The organism is Streptomyces sp. W16 (genome assembly GCF_033194735.1).
Lineage (GTDB): Bacteria > Actinomycetota > Actinomycetes > Streptomycetales > Streptomycetaceae > Streptomyces.
The window spans coordinates 1-21,266 of sequence record NZ_JAWOAI010000039.1 but is presented as its reverse complement, the minus strand read 5'-3'; the positions used below and the strand labels follow the sequence as shown (position 1 = coordinate 21,266).

Genomic DNA, 21,266 nt, shown 5'->3' with positions numbered 1-21,266 from the left:
CATCTCTCCTGGACGATGGTGGAGACGGCACTCTCTCGGGGGACGGGGGACCGACATGGCCGGGCCATTCGTCGGGCGCAGCGAACAACTCTCAGCTCTCCGCGCCCGGTTGGCGCGGGTCGTCGAAGGCGAACCCTGCCTGGTACTGGTCGAGGGGCCGGCCGGAATCGGCAAGACATCACTGGTCGGCCGATTCCTCGCCGACCACCCCGAGACGGAGGTGCTGACCGGTTGTGGCGAGGAGGGCGAGGCCGGTACCCCGTTCGGCCTGCTCGACCACCTCTTTTCAGACACACAGGTGTCGATTCCCCGGCCCGCGACGGCTGATGCGCCGACCGCCGGTTCCCTGCTGGTCGACGGACTCGGGGAAGTGCAGATGCGCATCGGCCGGCCGCTGATCCTCGTCGTGGACGACGTGCAGTGGGCGGATGCTCCGTCGCTGCAGGCCCTGGCGTTCGCCCTGCGGCGGCTGCGCGCGGACCGGGTCCTCACGATCGCCGTCACCCGCGAAGCCGACGACCCGGCCCTGCCCGAAGGGTTGCGCCGCCTGCTCCTGCGCCAGGACACCTTGCGCCTGTCCTTGGCCGGGCTGACCGCCGCCGAGGTGTCCGAGCTCGTCGACGCCCACGCCGGGCCGCTGCCACCTGCCGCCGTGATGCGACTGTTCGACCACACGGGTGGCAACCCTCTGTACCTCAAGGCCTTGCTTGAGCAGGTACCGATGGACCGTCTCATGTCGTCGGCGTCCACGCTGCCGGCGCCGCTGGGATACAGCCGGCTGATCGAGAGGCAGCTGACGAACTGCACTGAAGAGGCGCAGGCCCTGGTCAACTCGGCGTGCGTGCTGGGGAATTCCAGTCCGCTGCATACGGCTGCCCGGCTCGCGGACCTGAAGCATCCGCTGTCGGCGCTGGAGGAGGCGGTGGGCCAGGGTCTCCTGCAAGAGGTGCTGGAGCAGGGCGGCAGTCGCGTGCGTTTTCCGCACCCCATGGTGCGTGCCACCGTCTACGCCGGGCTCGGCCCCGTCCGGCGCAATTCTCTGCATGTCGCCGCGGCGGAACAGGCGAGCACATCGTTCGGCCGTCTGCAGCACCTGGTGCACGCCGCGTGGGGTCCCGACGACGCACTGGCCGGCCAACTGTCCGAGCTGGCCCACACCGAGGCGGCCGCTCGCCGCTGGGGTACCGCCGCCCTGCTGTTGCGTGACGCCGCCCGGCTGGCCTGCGGTGAGCGGGACCGGCTGTGGTACAGCGTCAAGACGATAGAGGCACTGCTGTGGGAAGGGCGCCGCGACGAGGCGCAGGTGCTCTTCGACGAACTTCCCGGTGATTCCGGCTCGCCCGCGTACCGGTACGCCCGTGCTCTGCTGTCGCCGTTCAACGGCGAGATCTCGCAGGGGGAGGCCTTGCTGCGGGACGCCTGGGAAAGCTGCGACACCCGGGCGGACCCCGAACTCGCCGCGCACGTCGCCGGATTGCTCAGCTCGGTGATGTTGTCCGTCAACCAAGGACTGCAGGCGGCCGAGTGGGCGGGGCGGGCCATGAGCCTGTGGCCGCGGCGGACGTCCGAAGGCATGTTGCGCTACGTCCAGATGGCCGGCTGCGGCCTCGGCGGCGACATCGCCCGCGGCCTCGCGCTCGCCGCGGACCTTCCCAAAGCCTCGCTCGTCGCCGTGTCCGATGTCGATCTGCTGTGCGGGCGCGGGCTGTTGTGGATGTGGGCGGGTGAACTGGACGAGGCCGCGCGGGACTTGCGGGAGGCGATCTTCATCTGCCGCGGTGGCCCGATGATGCTCCGCATCGTCGCACTGCTGAACCTGGGACTCACGGAGTACGCGCTCGGCTCCTGGGAGCAGGCGGCTCAGCGGCTGGAATCGGCTGCCTCACTCGTCGACGACGCAGGCCTCGACCTGCTCGCGACCGTTCACGCCTGCACCGCCCATGTCCAAGCCGCCCGCGGGCAGGACGATCGCGCGCTCTGGCATCTGGCCCGGCTTCCCGATGTCCCCGTCACCTGCGGCACCGTCCTGACCGAGGCAAGGCGTGCGCGCGCCTTTCTCGCCCTGCTCCAGGGACAACCGGGCGTCGCCGCGGACGAGCTGACACCACTGCTGGAGGCCGATGCCGTGGAAGGTCTGTGCCAGCCGATGACCGCACCATGGCGCGATCTGCTGGCCGAGGCGTTCATCGGGCTCGGACAGCTTGATCAAGCCGAGGAAACGCTGACGGCCTACGACAAACTCACCGCTGAGTGCGGTCCCCAGGAGGCTCGGGCCGCTGGTTGGAGAATCCGGGGGATGCTGCTGGCGGCGCGCCGCGACGTCGAGGCCGCGGAACGCGCCTTCCAGGAGGGGCTGGTGCACACGGCACGAGTCCATGCCCCGTTCGAGCAGGCCCGCCTTCGGCTGGCGCTGGGCCAGTTGCTGCGCCGCACCGGCCGACGGGCCTGCGCGGCGCGGGAACTCCACGCCGCGCACACGATCCTGACCGGGCTCGGTGCGACTCCCCTCATTCGGCTGTGCGAGCGGGAACTCGCTGCCTGCGGGATACCCGGCACGGCCGGGCGACGGCCGACAGCCGCCGAGGCCGGCACTCAGCTGACGCCCCAAGAACTCGCCGTCGGCCGCCTCGCCGCCGGCGGACTGACCAACCGTCAGGTGGCGCGGGAGCTCGTGATCAGCATCAAGACGGTCGAGTACCACCTCGGCAATGTCTACGCCAAGCTCGGTATCTCATCCCGCACAGGGCTGATGACGAGGCTCCCGCCCGGCCCGTTCAGCGCTGGATGAGGAAGCGCGGGCTCGTTGCGAAGCTGGCGTCCGGGTCCTGCAGACCCACGTAGACGGAGGCGTAGACCTCGCACTGGTGTCCCTTGTGCTTGTTCAGCTCCGCCGCCGTGATCGCGAAGACGAACGTGCTCTGCTGCTTGTTCCAGGGTGCCTGGGTGAGCAGACCGCTGGCCCCTCCTGCCAGTGAGGTCGGGATGTTCGTGCCGTCGACGAGGTCCTTCACGGTGACCACGACCTCGTACGGCGCCCCCAGCCGGAAGACGGCGTCGCCGGCCTCGGCGTCCACCGCGACCTCCGCGGGCTCCTTCGGATTGAGCGTCGGGTCAGCGCTGGGGCTGATGGTGTTCCGGGCGAAGACACGCACGATCTCCACATCGTTCGGTCCCACGTCGATCATCTCCCTCATGGCGACGGAACCCGCCCGGCCCCCTGCCGGACTTCGCCTGCCGCACCCCAAGGACACTAGGAACAGACCGGGCCACCCGCCCTGGGGCACACCCCGGGTAAAACCCCAGAAGAGTCACCGGCACGGCCAGGGGTGTGACCGCACGCCTGGTGCCTTGTCAGTGCCGCGCCTGTGTGGGGGTTCCGTCGGGGTCCAGCCCGTAGGGCCACCACTTGTCGATGCGGAAACCCTCCGTCACTCCGGCCTTCTCGCAGATCCATGCCAGTCTTTTCACTGCGAACGTGTTGCCGGCGTCAGCGAGCTGACGGGCGAAGGCTTCGGCAGTCGCCCGATCTCTCGCGAGTTCGCGCAACCTGGCCAGGTTCAGCCGGTTTCCCAGGTCGCCGGTGCCGAGGGTCTGCGGGTACAGAGATTCGGCGGCTCTGCGGTCCTCGGTCCATTTTTGCAGCGCGGCCAGATTGAGCACGTCCCGGAGGTCGCCGTCGCCGGGACGAGAGGAGAGCGATTCGGTGACCTTCTGGCTCTGAGCCCATTGCCGGGTCACGGCCCATTGCAGTACGGCGATGGTGTGGCCGGACTCGGCGAGCCGTCGGGCCAGGGCTTCGGCTCCCTCCTGGTCTCCTGCCCCGTCCCGCATGGTGGCCAGGTTCAGGAGGGCACTGGGATCGCCGGCATCGGAGGCCTGCCGGGCCAGAGATTCGGCCTCCGCGCGATCGCCCGCCTGCTCCCGCATGACGGCCAAGGACCCCAACGCCTTCGTACTGCCGACATCCGCGGCACGTTGATAGAGCCGGGTCGCCCATTGCAGGCGACAACGCTCTTGGGCCGCTCCGGCCACCTTGTTGAGGTCGTCGGGGTTGGTGAGGTGGGTGTGCGCGGCGAGCCAGAAGGACGCGGGCGGACACAGCCACCGGCGGGTGGCGCGGGCGTACTGCTCAAGGTAGTCGGCGAGCCGAAGCGCCGGCGTTGTCGCGGGGGCGGGCGAGGTGGCTGAAGGCGGTTCTGGCGCGTGTGATGCGGGACGTACGGTGGCGGGGCGCATGGGTGCTTGCTTGCCGTGGACAGGGTGGGCGAGTTCGGCGATCGCCGCCTCGGGCCAGTCGTCGGCGAGATCGTGGCAGTCGGGGCCGGCGAGGTAGTCGAATGCCGCGTCGGTGAGGAAGGTCTGCGGCAGGTGGAGCGCGACGCCGAGGCGGCGCGCGTCCATCGCTGCTTCCAACAGCGCCCGGGCCGGTGGCGTTCCGCGTTCGTAGCGGCGCAGCAGTTCCGGAGCTCCGGCCAGGTCCTGTGTCACCCGCCCGTGGGCGCCTGCTCTCGTGAGAGCGTCGGCCAGCAGCCGGTCGCCTTCCTTGCCCTGGACGAACGCGGAGCGCAACGCCTCCGCGTCGAACCTCTCCGGAACGGAGAGCGTGCGGCCGGCCAGGAGTTCCCGTGCTCGACTGTGGGGGTCCGGTCGGCCGGGCAGCGGCAGAGCTGAGTACTGGCGGTCGTAGTCGGGCCACAATGTGCCCAGGACCAGGACAGGGGCTCGTCCTGGATCGGTGAGGAGGGTATGCACCGACGCGGCGATACGCTCGCCCGACTGACCGTCGCCCAGATAGTGCTGAGCCTCGTTCAGCCACAGCACCGTGTGCGGGCGGACACGTTCGAGGGCTTCGAGGGCGGCCTCGGCGCGAGTCGGATCGAAGGGATGCCACAGCCGCCACCCCTCATCGGCGAGCGGTTGGACGGCTTCCCAGCAGGCTCGGGTCTTGCCCGTCGAGGAAGAGCCGACCAGGACCAGTAGCCGGCTTTGGCCGGCCTTGGCGTCCTGGACCGCCTGCGCCAGGACGAGGTCGTGCGCCCGACGTACGTAACCCGGCAGCGGTTGCGGCGCACCGCCAACGCCGAGTCCGTCGAAGGCGGTTCCGGCAGGATGGACTTCCAGGTCATGAGGCTCCCACTGGCCGATCGGCTTGCCGGGTGCGGACTCGCCCTCGTGAACCAGGTCGCTGTCCTCGGTCGCCGCAGTGCGGCGCAGTGCCAGCAATTCGTCGGGCGGCAGGCCCAGCTTTTCCGCGAGCACCGCCACGGTCCTGGCGGACGGCACAGGACCGTCCTGCTGGAACGCTTCCGAAACCGTCGTACGGCCCAACGCCGCACGGCGGGCGAGTTGCGTCTTGTCCATCCCCGAGGCGGCCAGCCCATCGCTCAGCCGCTTGCGCAGCTCGGCGAGAGCCGCAGCGGGTGTGTTCTGGTTGCGTCGGCTCTGCTCTCCCAACACGCGCTCCCCGAGTCGTGCTGTGTCCGCCAGAGTTCATCATCGCCCGGACGGACCCCGGCGCACACCGGCAGCGCGAGCTTCGACGATGTCAACGTCCCATCGCGCACAGGGAGTCGGGCATGCCGAAGGTCGCCGTCGTACTGAGTATCGCCGCGCTCGTCATCGTCGTCGCAGCGCTGGCCGCCGCCGGCGCGGCCGCACTCGCCCGCCTGGACGGTGCCGGCTACCCCACCGCTCTCAAACAGGCCACGGTCGCGTTCGCCGCGGTCATCACGCTCGCGACAGCCGTGACCACCGCCATCGTCCAGGCGTGCTGTTGAACCCGTAGCGCACGATCGTCTTCGGCCGGGATCAGCGGTCGGAAGTGGTCAGCAGGCCGATCAGGAAGACCGTGATCGAACGCTCAAGTGTGGCGGCGAAGGGCGTGCGGAGGAACACGAGACTCGGGTCGTTGGCGTACGCGTCGCGCACGGCCGTCGCCGGATGGCTGTGCGTCCACAGCGCTCCGACGAGAACGATCGTCATGCTGGCCGCTTCGGCCGCTTCCCGGTCGCCGAGCTCCGGCAGGATCTCCCGCAGCATGGCCGCCAGACCGGCAAGTCCGTCGTGGGCCCCCCGCTTGTACCTCGCGGCCACCTCGGGAGAGACGTTGTGCTCAAGGATGCCGGCCTGGGCGCTGAGCAGTTCGCAGAGCATCCTCCGGGACGCGAACGACGTGGCCAGACCTGATGCCACCGACTCGGCTCTCGTGATCGCGGAACCCGTCCGGTCGACGCAGGCGGGCAGCTCATCGACCACCTCGGTCAGGAAGTCGCGGGTCAGGCTCTCCAGGAGGTCCAGGAGGACAGCCTCTCGCGACTCGAAGTAACGCATGACGTTCGACTTCGCCAGTCCCACGCGGCGGCTGAGCTCATTGAGGCTCAGGGCTGACACCGGCATCTCGCTGAGCATGGTCGCCGCTGTCTCCAGGATGCTCCGGCGGCGGACTTCGCGCTGCTCCTCGGTTCTGGCGCGCTGGAACGTGTTCATGCGCACATGTTACAGACCTCCGGTCCCTTGTGTAGAGACCGAAGGTTTCTTATGCTCGAAGAGGCCGCCGGTCTGTTAGGTCGGTGGGATCGGCGTGGCCTGCCCGATCCCGGCCGCGAGTCGGTTCGACGTCAGGTCCTACGAGTTCTGAGAGCGGGAAGCCGTAATGACGAAAAAAGTAGCCCTGGTCACCGGTGCCTCCTCGGGCATCGGCGAAGCCGCCGCCCGACAGCTTCAGAAGGCAGGCTTCGTCGTCTACGGCGCGGCCCGGCGCACCGACCGGATGAGCGGTCTGGCGGCGTCGGGCGTCCGCACGCTCGCGCTCGACGTCACCAGCGAGACCTCGGCCGGCAAGGCGGTCGCCGAGATCATCGCGGCCGAGGGACGCATCGACGTTCTCGTCAACAACGCCGGCTACGGCTCGTACGGCGCGCTGGAGGACGTATCCCTGGAGGAGGCCCGCGCACAGATCGAGGTGAATGTGTTCGGCCTGGCGCGGCTGACCCAGCTGGTCCTTCCGCACATGCGCGCTCAACGAAGCGGCACCATCGTGAACATCAGCTCCATGGGCGGCCGGTTCGCCACACCTATGGGGGCCTGGTATCACGCCAGCAAGTACGCCGTCGAAGGCCTCAGTGACGCGCTGCGCCTGGAAGCCAAGCGGTTCGGCATCGACGTCGTACTCGTCGAACCCGGCTCCATCCGGACCGAATGGGGCGCGATCGCGGCCGGCAAGCTGCGTGCCACCTCCAGCCACGGGCCGTACGCAGAACAGGCCGACGCGATGGCCAAGTCCCTGGAGCGAAGCTCCCGGCCCGGCACCCGCATGACCTCACCCGCCGTCGTCGTCGGCAAGGCCGTGGCCACGGCGGCGACCGCCCGGCGACCGCGTACCCGCTATCGCGTCGGATTCGGAGCGCGCCCCCTCATCCTCCTCAGCGGGCTGCTGCCGGACCGCACCTTCGACGCGCTCGTCAAACGCTCGTCAGGTGTGCCGGCGTGAAGGCCCTCGCGCCGACACCGACTCCGCAGAACCGGACAGCAACTCCGAAGAACGGGACACCAACTCCGAAGAACGGGACACCAACTCCGAGGAACCGGACATCAACTCCGGTGAACCTGACCCCACTTCAGAAGTGAAGGAAAGACCATGACCGAATCCACCGCCCCTCGGCCCAAGGCCCTGATCGTCCTGTCGTCGGCACGGCTGCTCCCGCTGAGCGAGCCCGCCGGCCACCCCGGGATACCGACCGGGTTCTTCCTCGTCGAACTAGCCGCCGTAATGGCGAAGTTCGAGAACGAGTACGACTTCATCCTGGCCACGCCGGACGGCCAACTGCCGCAGCTCGACGTCAACGGACTCGCTCTCAACTTCCATGCGGCCGGAAACCTCGGCCCCGCCACCGCCCGCACCACCATGCAGATCGGAGTCGAGCGGTTCAGTCCCGAGAAGCTGCGCGAGAAGAACCCGGACCTCCTCAAGCGCCGTGAGAGCGAACTCGCCCTCGCCCACCGGCTTCTCGGCCGCATCCTGGTCTCCGAACCGCTTCCCAGGACGGACGCGGAGGCCATCTCCGTCCGGGGCGATGTCGTCAGCGGCTTCGAGGCGTTGCCGCAGCGCGAGTACCTGTCCATCCAGCAGCTGATCGAACGGCACCGCGATCCCGCGTCCGACTTCTCGCTGGCGGACCTGGCCTTCGTGCACATGCCCGGCGGACACGCGCCGATGGTCGACTTCCACGACAACCCGTGGATGGGGGAGTTGCTCCACACACTGCGCGAGGTCGACGTCCCGATATCCCTCATCTGCCACGCCCCGGTCGCCCTCACTGCGGCGCGCTACCGGGTCGACCGGGACGGGAAGGTCACGACCGATCCCGACCACGCCTTCAAGGGCGCACGGATCACCACCGTGCCCAAGTACGGTGAGAAGGCGATGCTCGCGTTCCAGTACCCCAAGGTGCCCGGCGAGCGCACGCGCCTGACCTACTACGTCGACGTGGCACTCAAGGAGGCCGGCTACGACGTCAACCTCACCCTCAACCCCTCGGCCGCCAAGGTGATCTGGGACGCCGACCATTCCCTGCTGACCGGCAACGGACCCCAAGCCGCGGATGAGCAGGCCGCCCGCCTGGCCGAGATCGTGCGCGGCCGGGCGCGCAACTCCCCGTCACGCACGCGGTAGTTGCACCCGGCCGTCACGTTGAGAGTCGAGAGGAAACAACCGATGCGCACAATGAACTGGGTGCACGGACGTAGGGCGATGGCTGTCCTGATCACCTCCGGACAGGTCTGTTCCGCGACCACCCGGCTGCTGGTCGAGCGCGGCGCGCAGGACGAGTTGGTACGTCGTATCGGCGCGATCCTGAACGACAAGCGGCCCGGCGAGCACTTCGGCCCGATCGTCACTCCACCGCAGTTCGACAAGGTGCTCGGAATGCTGGTCACCGCACGGCAGGAGGCCCCCACGCCGCCGTCGGCGGGCACAAGTACGAGGACGGGGTGCCCGAGCGTGGGCTCTACGTCCAGCCGACCGTACTCACCGACGTCAAACCCGACATGCAAGTGGCACGCGAGGAGATCTTCGGGCCGGTGCTGGTCACCATGCCGTTCGACACCGAGGACGAGGCCGTCACCCTCGCCAACGCCACCGAGTACGGCTTGGCCGGTGCCGTGTGGTGCGGGGACGCCGCCCGGGGGATGGCCCTGGCCCATCGCATCGAGGCCCTCTACGAGTACACCCAGCTCAAGACGGTCAGCGTCACCTTGCCGGACCACTGCACCAGGTGACGCTTGGCGCCGCGCCCGACTGTCAGTGCCGGGTGCGAAACTGCCCGGCATGATCGAACCGAACCCGAAAGCGGACCTTCTCAGGTACTTGCAAGAGGCGCGTGACGCCCTGGTGTGGAAGCTCGACGGCCTCTCGGAGTACGACATCCGCCGTCCGCTGACTCCCACGGGCACGAACCTGCTGGGGCTGGTCAAGCATGTCGCGAGCGTGGAGCTGGGGTACTTCGGCGACACGTTCGGGCGGCCGTTCTTCGACGGGGAGCCGCCGTCCTGGTGGTACACCGAGGAGTCGGAACCCAACTCGGACATGTGGGCCACCGCAGACGAATCGCGGGAAGAGATCGTCGGGCTGTACCGCCAGGCGTGGGAGCACTCCAACAGCACGATCGCGACGCTGCCGCTCGACGCGGTGGGTCGCGTCCCGTGGTGGCCGGAGGAGCGCCGAGAGGCGACGCTGCACCACATCGTGGTACGCGTGATCTCCGATACGCACCGCCACGCCGGTCACGCCGACATCGTGCGGGAGTTCATCGACGGATCCGTCGGATATCTGCAAGGCAGAGACAACTTGCCACCAGGGGATCAGGCATGGTGGACGGACTACCGGAGCCGACTGGAGCGTGCAGCGCAGGAAGCCGACAGCTGACTCGCCCCAACAGACCGTCAACCAGGCCCTCCCGAGGAACCTCCCATGCGTCTGCCGCCTGCCACCCCTGCGGCACGCCCGTCGGGTCACCCGCGAGCGTCACGAAGGGATCCGCGCCGCGAGGCGGTTTCCGTCGTCGGCGGGCTGTCGGCCCACGCCATGGGGCCTCGGCTCAACGGATCGCCACCACACGGGTGTTGGGCGCCGTTTCGGTCGTCCCGCTGTTCGCAGAGGCGCTGACGTAGACACGAGGACCTGGCGAAGCCCTACGGGGGGCAGGTCAGGGCACCTGGAAGGTCGCGCCGAGGCCCATACCGGTGATCCATTCCGGGACGGGCTCGTACGACGTCCACACCAGCGGTGCCCGTACCGCCGCGTGCCCGATCAGCCAGGTGCGGATCTCGTGGCCGCCGCTGCCCGCCTGTTCCTCCAGACCCGCGTCGCCGAGGGCCGCGATCGGCTCGGCCTCTCCGGTGCCCAACTGCTTGAGGAACCAACGGTCCCAGGCGCTGTTGACGTGGGCGTGCGGGTCGCCGCCCATCGCCCGTACCCGGGGTTCGCGCGCGGCAGCGAAGGCGCGGGCGTCCTCGCGGCCGTGGATCACCGAATGCCGGCGGTCCTCGGCCATCGCCGGATCGCGGGGGTCGTTGCTGGGCAGCCAGTGGGAGAGCCCGCCGCTCGCGATGACCAGCACCCGGCCGGCGGCGCCGTTGCCGCGAAGGGCGTCACCGAGTGCCCGGCCGAAGCCGATGCAGCGTTCCATGGTCGGCAGCGGAGGCGCGGCGGTGTTCACGACGAGCGGCACCATCGGTATCTCGGTGCCGCAGACCATCTCGTAACTCTGCACGAGCCCGTGGTCGACGGTCAGCGAGTACGACAGCGACAGGTCGAAGCCCGCGCGGGTGAGCCCGTCGTACACGGACCAGGCCAGTTCGCCGGCGATGGGCAGCGGGCCCGACCGGCTGCCGAAGTCGCCGAATCCGACGGCGTGTTCGACGCCGATGAGGAACGGCGGCATCGCGTCGTAGAAGTTCGCGTGGAAGTGGTCGGGGCCGATGACCACGACCGCGTCGGGCGCGAGCCGCGCGACCGTCCGGGAGAGCCGGGCAGCCTCGGCGAGGAACCGGCCGCCTGGCTGTTCGGGACCGTCGGGCGGCAGCAGGGTGGCGAAGGGGGAGTGGGACATGGCGACCAGGCCGATGATCTCGCTCATACCGGGTCCTTGCCGAGGAGCAGGAAGTCGCGGTGGGCGCGCAGGAATTCGGCGGGCTTCTCCCACTGCGGCCAGTGGCCCGCGCCCTCGATGACGTGCAGGCGGGCGTCGGGCAGCCAGCCCTGGAGCATCGCCGCCTCGTCGAGTCCGCCGGTCGGGTCGTGGTCGGTCCACAACAGCAGCGTGGGCGCGGTGATTTGGCCGACCCAGGCCGGATCCCAGGCGAAGTCCTTGCGTACTACGGGGTCTTGGAGCACCAAGGTGTTCTCGATCGCGCGCAGGAAGCCGGGGCGGCCGTAGACGGCGCGGCGCAGGTTCACCAGCTCGTCGGTGACCATCGAGGTGTCGTGGAAGAGGAATTCGACGCGGCGGCGCACGGTTTCGTCGCTCGGGTCGCGGACGGCGGCCAGGGTGCTGTCGCGCATCTTGACCATCACCTCGGGCTTGTTGGCGATGTTCCCGGGGGTGTTGAGCACGAGCCGTTCGACGCGCTCGGGGTGGTAGGACGCGGTCCACGCGGTCACCCAGCCGCCGAGCGATTCGCCGGACAGATGCGCCGAGTCGATCCCCAACGCGTCCATCAGGCCGAGGAGATGATCGGAGAGCACGTCGATCGTGTAAGGCCGGTCCGGGAGGTCGGACCAGCCGTGGCCGACCATGTCGTAGGCCGTGACACGGAAGTCGGCGGCGAGTCCGGCGATGTCCCGGGCGTAGGCCTCCAGATGTCCGCCGGTGCCGTGCAGCAGGATCAGTTCGGGGCCGGCCCCCGCGCGCAGGACGCGGGTGCGGATGCCGGCCACGTCGACGAAGCGCAACTCGTGCTCCACGTCGGACAGTTCGCCCCAGATGCCGATGTGGGCGGGCAACGGGCTCATGCCTGCTCCTCCTTGAATCGTGCGCGGGCTTCGGCGACCGTGGCCAGGCCCGCGCTCTGCCGCCGTCCCACGCCCAGCAGGTTCAGCAGGCGGGAGTTCTCGATGGTCAGGAACTCGACCGGCTCGGTCGCCGAGTCGTTGTAGTGGCGGTGCCAGGTCCAGGGCGGGGTGTAGATGAAGTCCCCGGCTGCCCAGGGTTCGGTGTCGTCCTCGATCTCGCTGTGGCCGTTCCCGCTGATGACGAAGTGCACCGTCTCGTGATGGTGGCGCTGCATGTCCGAGCTCAGCCCTGCCGGGATGGTCTGCCGGAAGAGTTCGAAGGTGGCCGTCGGCAGCAATCCGGCGATCGCCAGCACGGTCGGATTGTGCACCTGGTCGGCCGGCAGCGGCGCGAGCTCGTCGGCGTGCACGACCACCGGCCGCGCGGCGCCGGGCTGCACGGTGTCGTGCAGCGAGCCGAGGAAATCGGCCATGGTGAAGCGGGATCCCGATGCCGCCATCAGATCGTCTCCGTCCTTCCGCCGTCGACCGTGAGTACGGTCCCGTTGATGTACGCCGCGTCGTCGGAGGCCAGGAACGTCACGGCCGCCGCGATCTCCTCCGGCCGTGCGGCGCGCCCGGCCGGAATGTGCGCGAGGTCCTGCGCGTCGAGCTCGTCGAAGGCACGGTGTGCCGCTCGTGCCCGGTTGGCCAGGATCTGTGTACGCCGCTCGGTCGAAGTGGCGCCGGGAGCAACGCAGTTGACGGTCACGCCCGCGGTCGCGAACTCGCGGGAGAGCAGCTTGGCCGCGGCCGTGACCGCGGAGCGCAGCACCACGGACGCGGCCAGGTCGGGCTGGGGCTGACGTACCGCCGTGGACGTCACGAACACCACCCGCCCGAAGCCCCGCTTCGCCATGCCCGGCATCGCAAGGCGTGCCAGCCGCAGCGGGCCGAGCAGTAGCAGCTCGGACGCCTCCCGCCACCGGGTGTCGTCGAGGTCGAGGATCCCACCGGGCGGCGGACCGCCGGCGTTGAGCACGAGCACATCGGGGCCGCCGTGGCGGTGTTCGACCTCTTCCATCGCCGCCGCTGCCGAGGCAGGGTCGGCCATGTCGTTGACCAGGGCGTGCACTTCGCCCACGGTGCCGCGGAGTCGGTGGGCCGCGGCTTCGAGCGTGTCGGTGTGCCGACCGGTGATCACCACCCGGTCGCCCGAACCCGCCAGGCGCTCGGCGATCGCGTGGCCGATGCCACTGGAACCGCCGCCGACCAATGCTGTCCGCATGATGTGGGCATCCTCCTGAATCCGCTCCTTGTCCGTGGAGCGGGACGGCCTTAGCGTGACCGGCATGAGCCCTGGAGAACAAGGGATGAGTCCCACTGCGCGGGACGGCGCGGTGGAGACCAGGGGCCTGGAGCGGGCGGCGGCGATCCTCGGCGCGTTCGACGCGGCGCACCGCGAGCTGACGCTCTCCGCGCTCGTGGCCCGCTGCGGGCTGCCGCGGTCGACCACGCACCGCACCGCCGAGCGGATGATCCGGCTCGGCTGGCTGGACAAACCCCAGGGCCACTACCGGATCGGCAACCGGCTGTTCGAGATCGGGAGCCTGGCGCCGATCCGCCTCGAACTGCGCGAGGCCGTGCTTCCCTACCTGCAGGACCTGCACAGCGCGACCAGAACCACTGTGCAGCTCGGCGTCCTGGACGGCGCGCAGATCCTGGTCGTGGAGAAGATCACCGGCCACCGTCCGATGCCGATGCTGTCCCAGGTCGGCGGGATCATCCCGGCGTACTGCTCGGCGCTGGGCCGGGCCATCCTCGCCTACAGCGAGACCGCGACCATCGACGCCGTACTCGACGCCGGAATGCCGCCGCGCAACCCGCGCACGCTGACCACCAAGGAGGCCGTCATCCGGGAGCTGACCGCCGTGCCGGCCAGGGGCTGGGCGGTCGAACGCGAGGAGGGCAACATCGGCGTGAGCTGCGTCGCCGCCCCGATCTTCGGCCCGGACGGCGACGTCGTCGCGGCCCTGTCCGTCACCGGGCCCACCGCCCTGGTCCGCGCCGACCGGGCCGGACCCGCAGTGCGACTCGCCGCCGCGGCGGCCTCCCGGTCCTACAGCACCCGCCACTGAAAAGGTCCGGCACCTGCCATGGAATGGGTCCGGCACCTGCCATTGAAAGAGTCGGGCACCCGCCACTGAAAAAGTCCCAGCCGGTGGGACTGAGCCATTGCGCGTCGACCGCCGCGAACCGACGCTGGGCCGAGCGGACCAGCGCCGCGGTCGGACGGCCGCGGTGGCGACCGGAAGGAGACGACGGTGACTCTAGGCGGTGGCTACATGCTGCCCTCCCGCGAAGGGCACAAGATCGCGGCGATCGGGCTCGGCATCACCCTCAAGGCGGACGGCGCGGCGACGCACGACGCGTACTCGCTGTTCGAGTACACGGTTCCGCCGGAGACCGACGGACCGCCGCCGCACCTGCACACCCGCGAGGACGAGTCCTTCATCTGCCTGGCCGGACGGCTCGACGTCCACCTCGGTGGCAAGGACTTCGTCCTCGAACACGGCGACTACCTCTACCTGCCGCGCGATGTGATCCACGCCTTCCGCAACCCCTACCCGGAGGAGTCGCGTGTCATCTCCGTCGTCTCGCCCGCCGGTCTGGAGGGCTACTACCAGGCGCTCGCGGAGATGCCGCCAGGACCGAAGGACATCGGGCTGATGAAGAAGATCATGGCCGACTTCGGCATCGAGCTCCAACTGCCGCCCGAGGTCGCGTGATCATGAGGATCGCCATCATCGGCGCCGGTGTCGCGGGCCTGGTCACCGCGAAGGTGCTCACCCAGGCCGGACATGAGCCGCACGTGTTCGACAAGACCCCGGACGTGGGCGGTGTGTGGAGCCGCACACGCCGCTACCCGGGAGTCACCACACAGAGCCCGAAGGCGCAGTACTCCTTCTCCGACTTCCCCATGCCCGCGGACTTCCCGGAGTGGCCCGACGGCGCCCAGGTCCAGTCCTATCTCGCCGACTACACCGCGCACTTCGGACTCGAACCCGCACTGCGCCTGAGCACCGAGGTGCTCTCGGCCCAGCCGACCGCCGACGGCGCGTGGAGCGTCGAGTACCGCGACTCCGCGGGCACACACGCCACGGAGACCTACGACCGACTCGTCGTCGCCAACGGAGTGTTCTGCGAGCCTGCGGTGCCGAAGTTCGACGGCCTGGCGGAGTTCACCGCGGCCGGCGGCCGGGTCTGCGCGGGCACCGAGTTCCACGACGCCGAGCAGGCCCGGGGTCGCAACGCCCTCGTCGTCGGCTACGGCAAGTCGGCCTGCGACGTGGCCGTGCCGATCAGCGCCGTCGCCGCCCGCACCGACGTGATCGCGCGCCAACTGCTGTGGAAGGTCCCACGGAAGATCGGCGGCCGGCTGAACTTCAAGATGCTGCTGCTCACCCGGCTCGGCGAAGGGCTGTTCCGGTACATCCGCCCGCGAGGCTTCGAGCGCTTCCTGCACGGCCCCGGCAACGGCCTGCGGCGCCGGATGATCAACTCCATCGGTACGGTGTCGATACGTCAACTCGGCCTCAAGCGACTCGACTTGGTGCCCGAGGGTGCGATGGAGGACATCGTGCGCGGCGCCATCGGCCTCGCGACCGAAGGCTTCTTCGAGGCCGTCACCGCGGGCGACATCACCGTCCACCGGGACCGCACCATCGAGCAGCTCCTCGTCGTGGACGGCGTCCCCTCAGCCCGCCTGTCCGACGGCACCCTGCTCCCCGCCGACCTGGTGGTCTGCGCCACCGGCTTCACCCAGGGCGTCCCGTTCCTGCCCGGAGAAGTGCGCGACCAACTGCTGGACGAGCGCGGCAACTTCATGCTCTACCGCCAGATCCAGCCCCCCGGCATTCCCGGCCTGTACTTCAACGGCTACAACTCCTCCTTCTTCAGCCCGCTCAACGCCGAGCTCGCCGCGCTGTGGATCGCCGCCGATCTTCTCGGCGCGCTGGGGACACCCGACACCGAGACGATGCGGCACGCGGTCGTGGAGCAACTGGCCTTCATGGACATCGCCACCGACACACACCACTGCCGCGGCACCAAGATCATCCCGTTCTCCATGCACAACGCCGACGAAGTGCTCGGCGACCTCGACCTCAACATCAACCCGCTCGTCCGCGCCGCTCACTGGCTCTGCCCGGTCGACCCGGCGGCGTACCGACGGCTCACCCCGATGCTGCTCAGGCGGCTGGCGGAGATCGACTCCGGAGACCCGGACCGATCACACCTCCGTGTGGTGCCCGACCCCGGCGGTTCGGCCCCGGGGTCGGGGCAGGGGAGTGCGCCGGACCAGAGCCTGACGAGATCTTCGTCGCAAGGCTGAGACGGACCAGGTGACCAGGCTGCGCATGCCCGCAGCTGCCGGCGTCCGCCCTGGCGCACAAGCCCCACGTGTGCCGGGGCGGACCCGCTTGCGCGGATGCCGCCGGATGTGAACGGCGGGACTTGACAACGATGTCGGCCGGCAGGACATTCCACCCGGCGCGAACTCGGACCGGCACACCTTCACCACGGGCCTCACGGGCCCGCTTCAGGACGGAGCTGTCCATGAGAAGAAGATCGGCGTTACGCGCGACGCGCTTCCTGCGAAGACGCCTCACGGTCATCGCCCTGGTGAGCAGCCTGGCGGCCATGATGGTGACCGGTACCGGAGTGGCGGCGGCGGACGCACCGACGAACCACCGGACCGCGTCGGTGACTTCAGGCAACGCAAGGTTCCAGATCCTGTCCCCGACCCTGGTCCGCACCGAGTACGCACAGGACGGGAAGTTCACCGACGGCGCGACGTTCAACGCGATCGGCCGCACCGCGTTCGTGCCGACCCCGTACACCTCCAGTACGTCCGACGGCTGGCTGACCATCAGCACGAGCGCCCTCACCCTGCGCTACCAGGAGGGTTCCGGGCCCTTCGACGCCCAGAACCTCTCCGTGCGGCTGTCGGCCGGCGGGTCACCGGTCAGTGCCACGCCGTGGCACCGGCTCACGTGTGCCCTGGGCGCCCTCTGCGAGGCCGAGCAGCTGCCGCACAGCGGACTCGGCCTCGCCTCGGACCACTCCGGTTACACCGGTTCCGGGTTCCTGGCCGGTTTCGAGGGGACGGGCAACTCCCTGTCGGCCGACGTCGAGGTCGCCACATCGGGGACCTACCAGTTCGACGCCCGCTACGCCAACTCCCTTGGCGGCGACGGCCAGAACACGACGCGCACCCTCACGCTGTCGGTCGACGGCGGCGCCGACCGGTCGGTGAGCCTGCCCGCCACCGCGAACTGGAACACCTGGGGCCTGGCGAGCAGCGCGGTACAACTCGGCGCCGGCCACCACACCATCACACTGACGAGGACCGCCGCGGACTCCGGCGACGTCAACATCGACAGCGTCGCCCTGGTCAACCAGGGCGACGGCTTGCCGCCGACATCCACGACCGCGATCACGGCCTGCGGCTTCGGCGCGAACTGCGAGGCCGAGGCCGACCGCGCCACCGGTTCGGCGATCACGGCCACCGACCACGCCGGCTACTCCGGCAGTGGCTTCCTCGCCGAACTGAACCAGGGGGCAGGCCTGTTGGCCCACGTGGTCGGCGTACCGGCCGACGGCACCTACGCGTTGCAGGTGCGCTACGCCAACGCGACCGGCAGCGACGGCCTTTACCGCACCCGTACGGCGACGGTCTCCTCCGGGGGCACCGCGCAGACCCTGTCGCTGCCCGTCACCGGCGACTGGGACACCTGGAAGACCGCCTCGGTCCCCGTGACCCTCAAGGCCGGAGCCGACGACATCTCCATCGGCTGCCCGGACACCGCGAGCTGCCACGTCAACCTCGACACGGTCTCCGTCACGTCGGCCGAATCTCCGCCCCCGCAACCGCACTTGGCGCTCGGCGGCTACCGTCGCAGCCTCGACGGCTTCAACGGAGACAACGGCACGCCGGCCACCACGCCCGGCCTGCTGTACAAGGACGGCTGGTACCTGCTCGACGACACGGCCTCGGCCCTCTACGACACCGGCACCCGGCAGGTCACCCAACGCCCGTCCCACGGCGGGACGCCGTACCAGGACGGCTATGTCTTCGGCTACGGCCACGACTACAAGCAGGCCCTGTCCGACCTGGCCACTCTGACCGGCCCGTCCGAACTGCTTCCCCAATGGGCCTACGGCGTCTGGTACTCGGAGTACATCGATCGCACCGCCGCCGACTACGAGAACAGGATCCTGCCCGCCTTCCGCACGGAGGGTGTGCCCCTGGACGTCCTGGTGACCGACACGGACTTCAAGTCGCCCAACACCTGGAGCGGTTGGGAGATAGACCAGTCCAAGTTCCCTGATCCGAAGGCGTTCTTCGACTGGGCCGCTTCCCAGGGTCTGCACGACACGCTCAACATCCACCCGAGCATCCTCAGCAGCGACCCGCAGTTCGCGCAGGCCCAGGCGACCGCCAAGGGCAAGCTGCACAAGGGTGGTTGCGCCCCTGCCGCGAGCAGCGGCGCCGGGGACTGCTACACCTTCGACTGGGGCGACCCCGACCAGCTGAAGGCGTACATGGACCTGCATCAGACCATGGACCAGCAGGGCAACGACTTCTGGTGGCTCGACTGGTGCTGCGACGCCTCCCAGTCCTCGCTGCCCGGTGTCACTCCCGACGCGTGGATCAACCAGCAGTACGCCACGGACGCAGACAAGACCGTCGGCCGCGGATTCGTCGTCTCCCGCGCCTACGGCTCCCTCCAGGCGGGCGGCTACAGCGGCCAACAGGGGCTGCCCACCGGGCCGTGGGCCGACAAGCGCACCACCGTCCACTTCACCGGCGACACCTCCTCCACCTGGGGCACCCTGAAAGGAGAGGTCGGCTACACGCCGGGCGAGGCAGCCGCCACCGGCCTGTCGGCGATCAGCCACGACATCGGCGGCCACAACGACACCACGAACCTGACCGGTTCGGAGACCTACACCGCCGACGGCACGACCCACACCACGCACAAACTCCCCGACGACATGTACGCCCGCTGGGTCCAACTGGGCACCTTCCAGCCCATCGACCGCCTGCACAGCAACCACAGCGACCGGCTGCCCTGGCAGTACGGCGCCGCGGCCCGCGCCTCCGCGGACAAGTTCCTCAACCTGCGCGAGAACCTGGTGCCGTACACCTACTCACTCGCGCAGCAGGCCGCCACGACCGGTGTCCCGGTCACCCGCCCGACGTACCTGGAATATCCCAACGAGCCGCAGGCGTACGCCACTTCGGGCAGCGAGTACTTCTACGGCCCCGACATGCTCGTCGCCCCCGTCACCACGCCCGGCACCTCGGCGACGACCTCGGTGTGGTTCCCGCCCGGCAGCCAGTGGACCGACTACTTCACCGGGCAGACCTACGCAGGCGGCGCCACCCGGAACATCACCACCGGCCTCGACACCATGCCGGTGTTCGTCAGGGCGGGCTCCGTCGTCCCGACCCGCACGAGCAACGTCACCAGCAACGACAAGGCCCCCCTGACCAAGGTCACCCTCAGCGTCGCCGCGGGCGCCTCCGGCTCCTACTCCCTCTACGAGGACGACGGAAGGGGCACGGGCCCCGGCCACAGCGCCACGACGAAGATCCGCTACCGGGAGAACGGCGCCAAGCGCACCCTGACGATCGCCCCCGCGTCCGGGACCTTCCACGGCCAGGTGCGAAACCGGCAGTGGACCGTTTCCCTCCTCGGCGCCACCGCTCCGCGGACCGTCCGAGTGGGAGGGACCCAACTCCCTTCCCGCGCCTACCACTTCGACAGCACGACCCGCACCCTGACCATCACGCTGCCCCGGCGGAGCGTGCATGCGCCGATCACCGTGACGTGCGGTTGACGATCACCCGGCCGGACCGGCGTGCCCCTGTGCGGGCCCGCCGGTCCGAAATCCGCCTGCCGTGCCGGGCCGCACGGTCACCTCGCTCAGTTGCCAGGTGAGGCAGAAGGGCCGCTGTCGATTTCCGGGCCCTCGGCGAGTGCGGCCAGGGTCGCGGCCATGCCCGGCAGGAGGTCCGCCGGGATGTGGTCGAGGACCCGGCGCCGGGCGCTGGCGAGGTGGGCGGGCTGAGCCGCGTGCAGGGCTCGCAGTCCGGTGTCGGTGAGGACTGCTTCACTGCCGCGTGCGTCCAGGCCGTGGCGTTCCTTGCGCACCAGGCCGTGGCGGGACAGGCCCTCGATGATGCGCGTGATGCGCGGCGGGGTGACGCCGGAGGCCGCCGCGAGCGCGGACATGCGCATCCGGCGGTCGGGTGCCCCACTCAGCAGCAGCAGGACGGCGAACTCGGTCATGGTCACGCCGGTGCGGGCCATGTCCTGCTCCAGCGTGCGCGGCAGGGAGTGGACGAGGCGCCCGAGGCTCTGCCACAGCAGCAGCTCATCGGCGCTCAGCGGATCGACGTCGGGCGTGGGCTCCATGCGACCACTGTATTTGACTAGTTAAGCAAGTGGGTGCAATGGTTGCTTAACTAATTAAGCATGAGGTGATCGTCATGTATCCCGAAGCACCCGCACCGGACGGCTTCGCGCACGCTGCCGCCGATGTCGACGGCGTCCGACTCCACTACGTAGTGGGCGGATCCGGCCCCGCCGTCGTCCTCGTCCACGGCTGGCCGTTCAGCTGGATCGAGTGGCGGGCCCTGATGCCCCTGCTCGCCGCACGCGGCTTCACCGTCATCGCCCCCGACCTGCGCGGGTCCGGCGACTCCGAGATCCCGGCGGGCCACTGGACCAAACGCGATGAGGCCGAGGACCTCCACCGTCTGCTGCGGCACCTGGGCCACCAGCAGGCCTTCGTGGTCGGCACCGACGTCGGCGCGATGACCGCGCACGCCTGGGCGCAGACCCATCCCGACGACGTGGTCCGGCTGGTCCTCAGCGAGGCGTTCCTGCCCGGCTACGGCCTGGAGGAGCACATGAACCCCGCCACCGGCGGCTCATGGCACTTCGGCTTCCACGCCCAGAGCGACCTGGCCGCCATGCTCACGGCCGGCAAGGAGGAGTCGTACCTCTCGGGCTTCTGGTCGATGATGACCGGCGGCGGCATCACCGCCGCCGACCGCGCCGACCTGCTGCGCGCCCACACCCGCCCCGACGCGATGCGCGGCGGCTTCGAGCACTACGCCACGCTCGTCCAGGACGGGCTGGCAGCCCGGGCCGGGGGCCGTCTGACCATGCCCGTCCTGGTCCTGAACGGCGAACACGGCCTA

At 69.7% G+C, this 21,266-nt stretch carries 18 protein-coding genes and 1 pseudogene; 11 read left to right on the top strand and 8 right to left on the bottom strand.

Going from position 1 to position 21,266, the window contains the following annotated elements; translation table 11 throughout:
* Window positions 1-55 precede the first annotated feature (55 nt).
* Complete coding sequence (locus R6V09_RS07975; protein ID WP_317880640.1) at window positions 56-2,788, top strand: helix-turn-helix transcriptional regulator; 2,733 nt, start codon at window positions 56-58, stop codon at window positions 2,786-2,788.
* Here the strand turns inward: R6V09_RS07975 and R6V09_RS07970 are convergent.
* Window positions 2,775-3,176 carry a hypothetical protein gene (locus tag R6V09_RS07970; RefSeq protein WP_317880639.1) on the bottom strand — a complete coding sequence of 134 codons (402 nt, stop codon included), beginning with the start codon at window positions 3,174-3,176 and terminating at the stop codon, window positions 2,775-2,777. The two genes, R6V09_RS07975 and R6V09_RS07970, sit on opposite strands and share 14 nt — an antisense overlap.
* A gap of 175 nt (window positions 3,177-3,351) precedes the next feature.
* Window positions 3,352-5,454 carry a helix-turn-helix domain-containing protein gene (locus R6V09_RS07965; protein ID WP_317880638.1) on the bottom strand — a complete coding sequence of 701 codons (2,103 nt, stop codon included), beginning with the start codon at window positions 5,452-5,454 and terminating at the stop codon, window positions 3,352-3,354.
* Between the two features lie 122 nt (window positions 5,455-5,576).
* Here R6V09_RS07965 and R6V09_RS07960 point away from each other — a divergent pair, with 122 nt between their 5' ends.
* Window positions 5,577-5,777, top strand: a complete 201-nt coding sequence (locus R6V09_RS07960; RefSeq protein WP_317880637.1) for a hypothetical protein — start codon at window positions 5,577-5,579, stop codon at window positions 5,775-5,777.
* A 31-nt stretch (window positions 5,778-5,808) separates the two neighbouring features.
* Here R6V09_RS07960 and R6V09_RS07955 read toward each other — a convergent pair whose 3' ends face one another.
* Window positions 5,809-6,486 (bottom strand): TetR/AcrR family transcriptional regulator, encoded by a 678-nt coding sequence (locus R6V09_RS07955; protein ID WP_317880636.1) that lies wholly within the window; start codon window positions 6,484-6,486, stop codon window positions 5,809-5,811.
* Window positions 6,487-6,652: 166 nt separating this feature from the next.
* Between R6V09_RS07955 and R6V09_RS07950 the strand changes: the two genes are divergently transcribed.
* The 4 genes and pseudogenes from R6V09_RS07950 to R6V09_RS07935 all read left to right on the top strand — a co-directional run bounded on the left by R6V09_RS07950 (window position 6,653) and on the right by R6V09_RS07935 (window position 9,922).
* Complete coding sequence (locus tag R6V09_RS07950; protein ID WP_317880635.1) at window positions 6,653-7,489, top strand: oxidoreductase; 837 nt, start codon at window positions 6,653-6,655, stop codon at window positions 7,487-7,489.
* Between the two features lie 147 nt (window positions 7,490-7,636).
* Window positions 7,637-8,671, top strand: a complete 1,035-nt coding sequence (locus tag R6V09_RS07945) for a hypothetical protein (RefSeq protein WP_317880634.1) — start codon at window positions 7,637-7,639, stop codon at window positions 8,669-8,671.
* A 42-nt stretch (window positions 8,672-8,713) separates the two neighbouring features.
* Window positions 8,714-9,276: pseudogene (locus R6V09_RS54560) on the top strand (aldehyde dehydrogenase family protein).
* 49 nt (window positions 9,277-9,325) lie between these two features.
* Entirely contained in the window at window positions 9,326-9,922 is a 597-nt protein-coding gene (locus R6V09_RS07935) for a DinB family protein (protein WP_317880632.1), read from the top strand.
* Between the two features lie 280 nt (window positions 9,923-10,202).
* Here R6V09_RS07935 and R6V09_RS07930 read toward each other — a convergent pair whose 3' ends face one another.
* The 4 genes from R6V09_RS07930 to R6V09_RS07915 are packed head-to-tail and all read right to left on the bottom strand — an operon-like array spanning window position 10,203 to window position 13,277.
* A complete protein-coding gene (locus R6V09_RS07930) occupies window positions 10,203-11,135 on the bottom strand; it encodes a 2,3-dihydroxyphenylpropionate 1,2-dioxygenase (RefSeq protein ID WP_317880631.1) in 933 nt (310 codons plus the stop codon).
* On the bottom strand, window positions 11,132-12,010 hold the full coding sequence (locus R6V09_RS07925) for an alpha/beta fold hydrolase (protein ID WP_317880630.1): 879 nt from the start codon (window positions 12,008-12,010) through the stop codon (window positions 11,132-11,134). Before R6V09_RS07925 ends, R6V09_RS07930 begins: the two co-directional genes overlap by 4 nt.
* Complete coding sequence (locus tag R6V09_RS07920) at window positions 12,007-12,510, bottom strand: cupin domain-containing protein (protein ID WP_317880629.1); 504 nt, start codon at window positions 12,508-12,510, stop codon at window positions 12,007-12,009. The genes R6V09_RS07925 and R6V09_RS07920 overlap by 4 nt, the downstream gene beginning before the upstream one ends.
* A complete protein-coding gene (locus tag R6V09_RS07915; RefSeq protein WP_317880628.1) occupies window positions 12,510-13,277 on the bottom strand; it encodes an SDR family oxidoreductase in 768 nt (255 codons plus the stop codon). The genes R6V09_RS07920 and R6V09_RS07915 overlap by 1 nt, the downstream gene beginning before the upstream one ends.
* A gap of 85 nt (window positions 13,278-13,362) precedes the next feature.
* Between R6V09_RS07915 and R6V09_RS07910 the strand changes: the two genes are divergently transcribed.
* From R6V09_RS07910 to R6V09_RS07895, 4 genes are all read left to right on the top strand, one after another.
* Window positions 13,363-14,127, top strand: coding sequence for an IclR family transcriptional regulator (locus R6V09_RS07910; protein WP_317880627.1), 765 nt, complete (start codon window positions 13,363-13,365; stop codon window positions 14,125-14,127).
* Window positions 14,128-14,313: 186 nt separating this feature from the next.
* Complete coding sequence (locus R6V09_RS07905; RefSeq protein WP_317880626.1) at window positions 14,314-14,778, top strand: cupin domain-containing protein; 465 nt, start codon at window positions 14,314-14,316, stop codon at window positions 14,776-14,778.
* Window positions 14,779-14,780: 2 nt separating this feature from the next.
* Entirely contained in the window at window positions 14,781-16,382 is a 1,602-nt protein-coding gene (locus R6V09_RS07900) for a flavin-containing monooxygenase (RefSeq protein WP_317880625.1), read from the top strand.
* A 308-nt stretch (window positions 16,383-16,690) separates the two neighbouring features.
* Complete coding sequence (locus R6V09_RS07895; RefSeq protein ID WP_317880650.1) at window positions 16,691-19,897, top strand: TIM-barrel domain-containing protein; 3,207 nt, start codon at window positions 16,691-16,693, stop codon at window positions 19,895-19,897.
* Window positions 19,898-19,983: 86 nt separating this feature from the next.
* On the opposite strand, the gene R6V09_RS07890 is transcribed toward R6V09_RS07895, so the two are convergent.
* A complete protein-coding gene (locus R6V09_RS07890) occupies window positions 19,984-20,475 on the bottom strand; it encodes a MarR family winged helix-turn-helix transcriptional regulator (protein ID WP_317880624.1) in 492 nt (163 codons plus the stop codon).
* A 74-nt stretch (window positions 20,476-20,549) separates the two neighbouring features.
* Here R6V09_RS07890 and R6V09_RS07885 point away from each other — a divergent pair.
* Window positions 20,550-21,266: alpha/beta fold hydrolase (locus tag R6V09_RS07885; RefSeq protein ID WP_317880623.1), on the top strand; the 717-nt coding region annotated here is incomplete at its 3' end.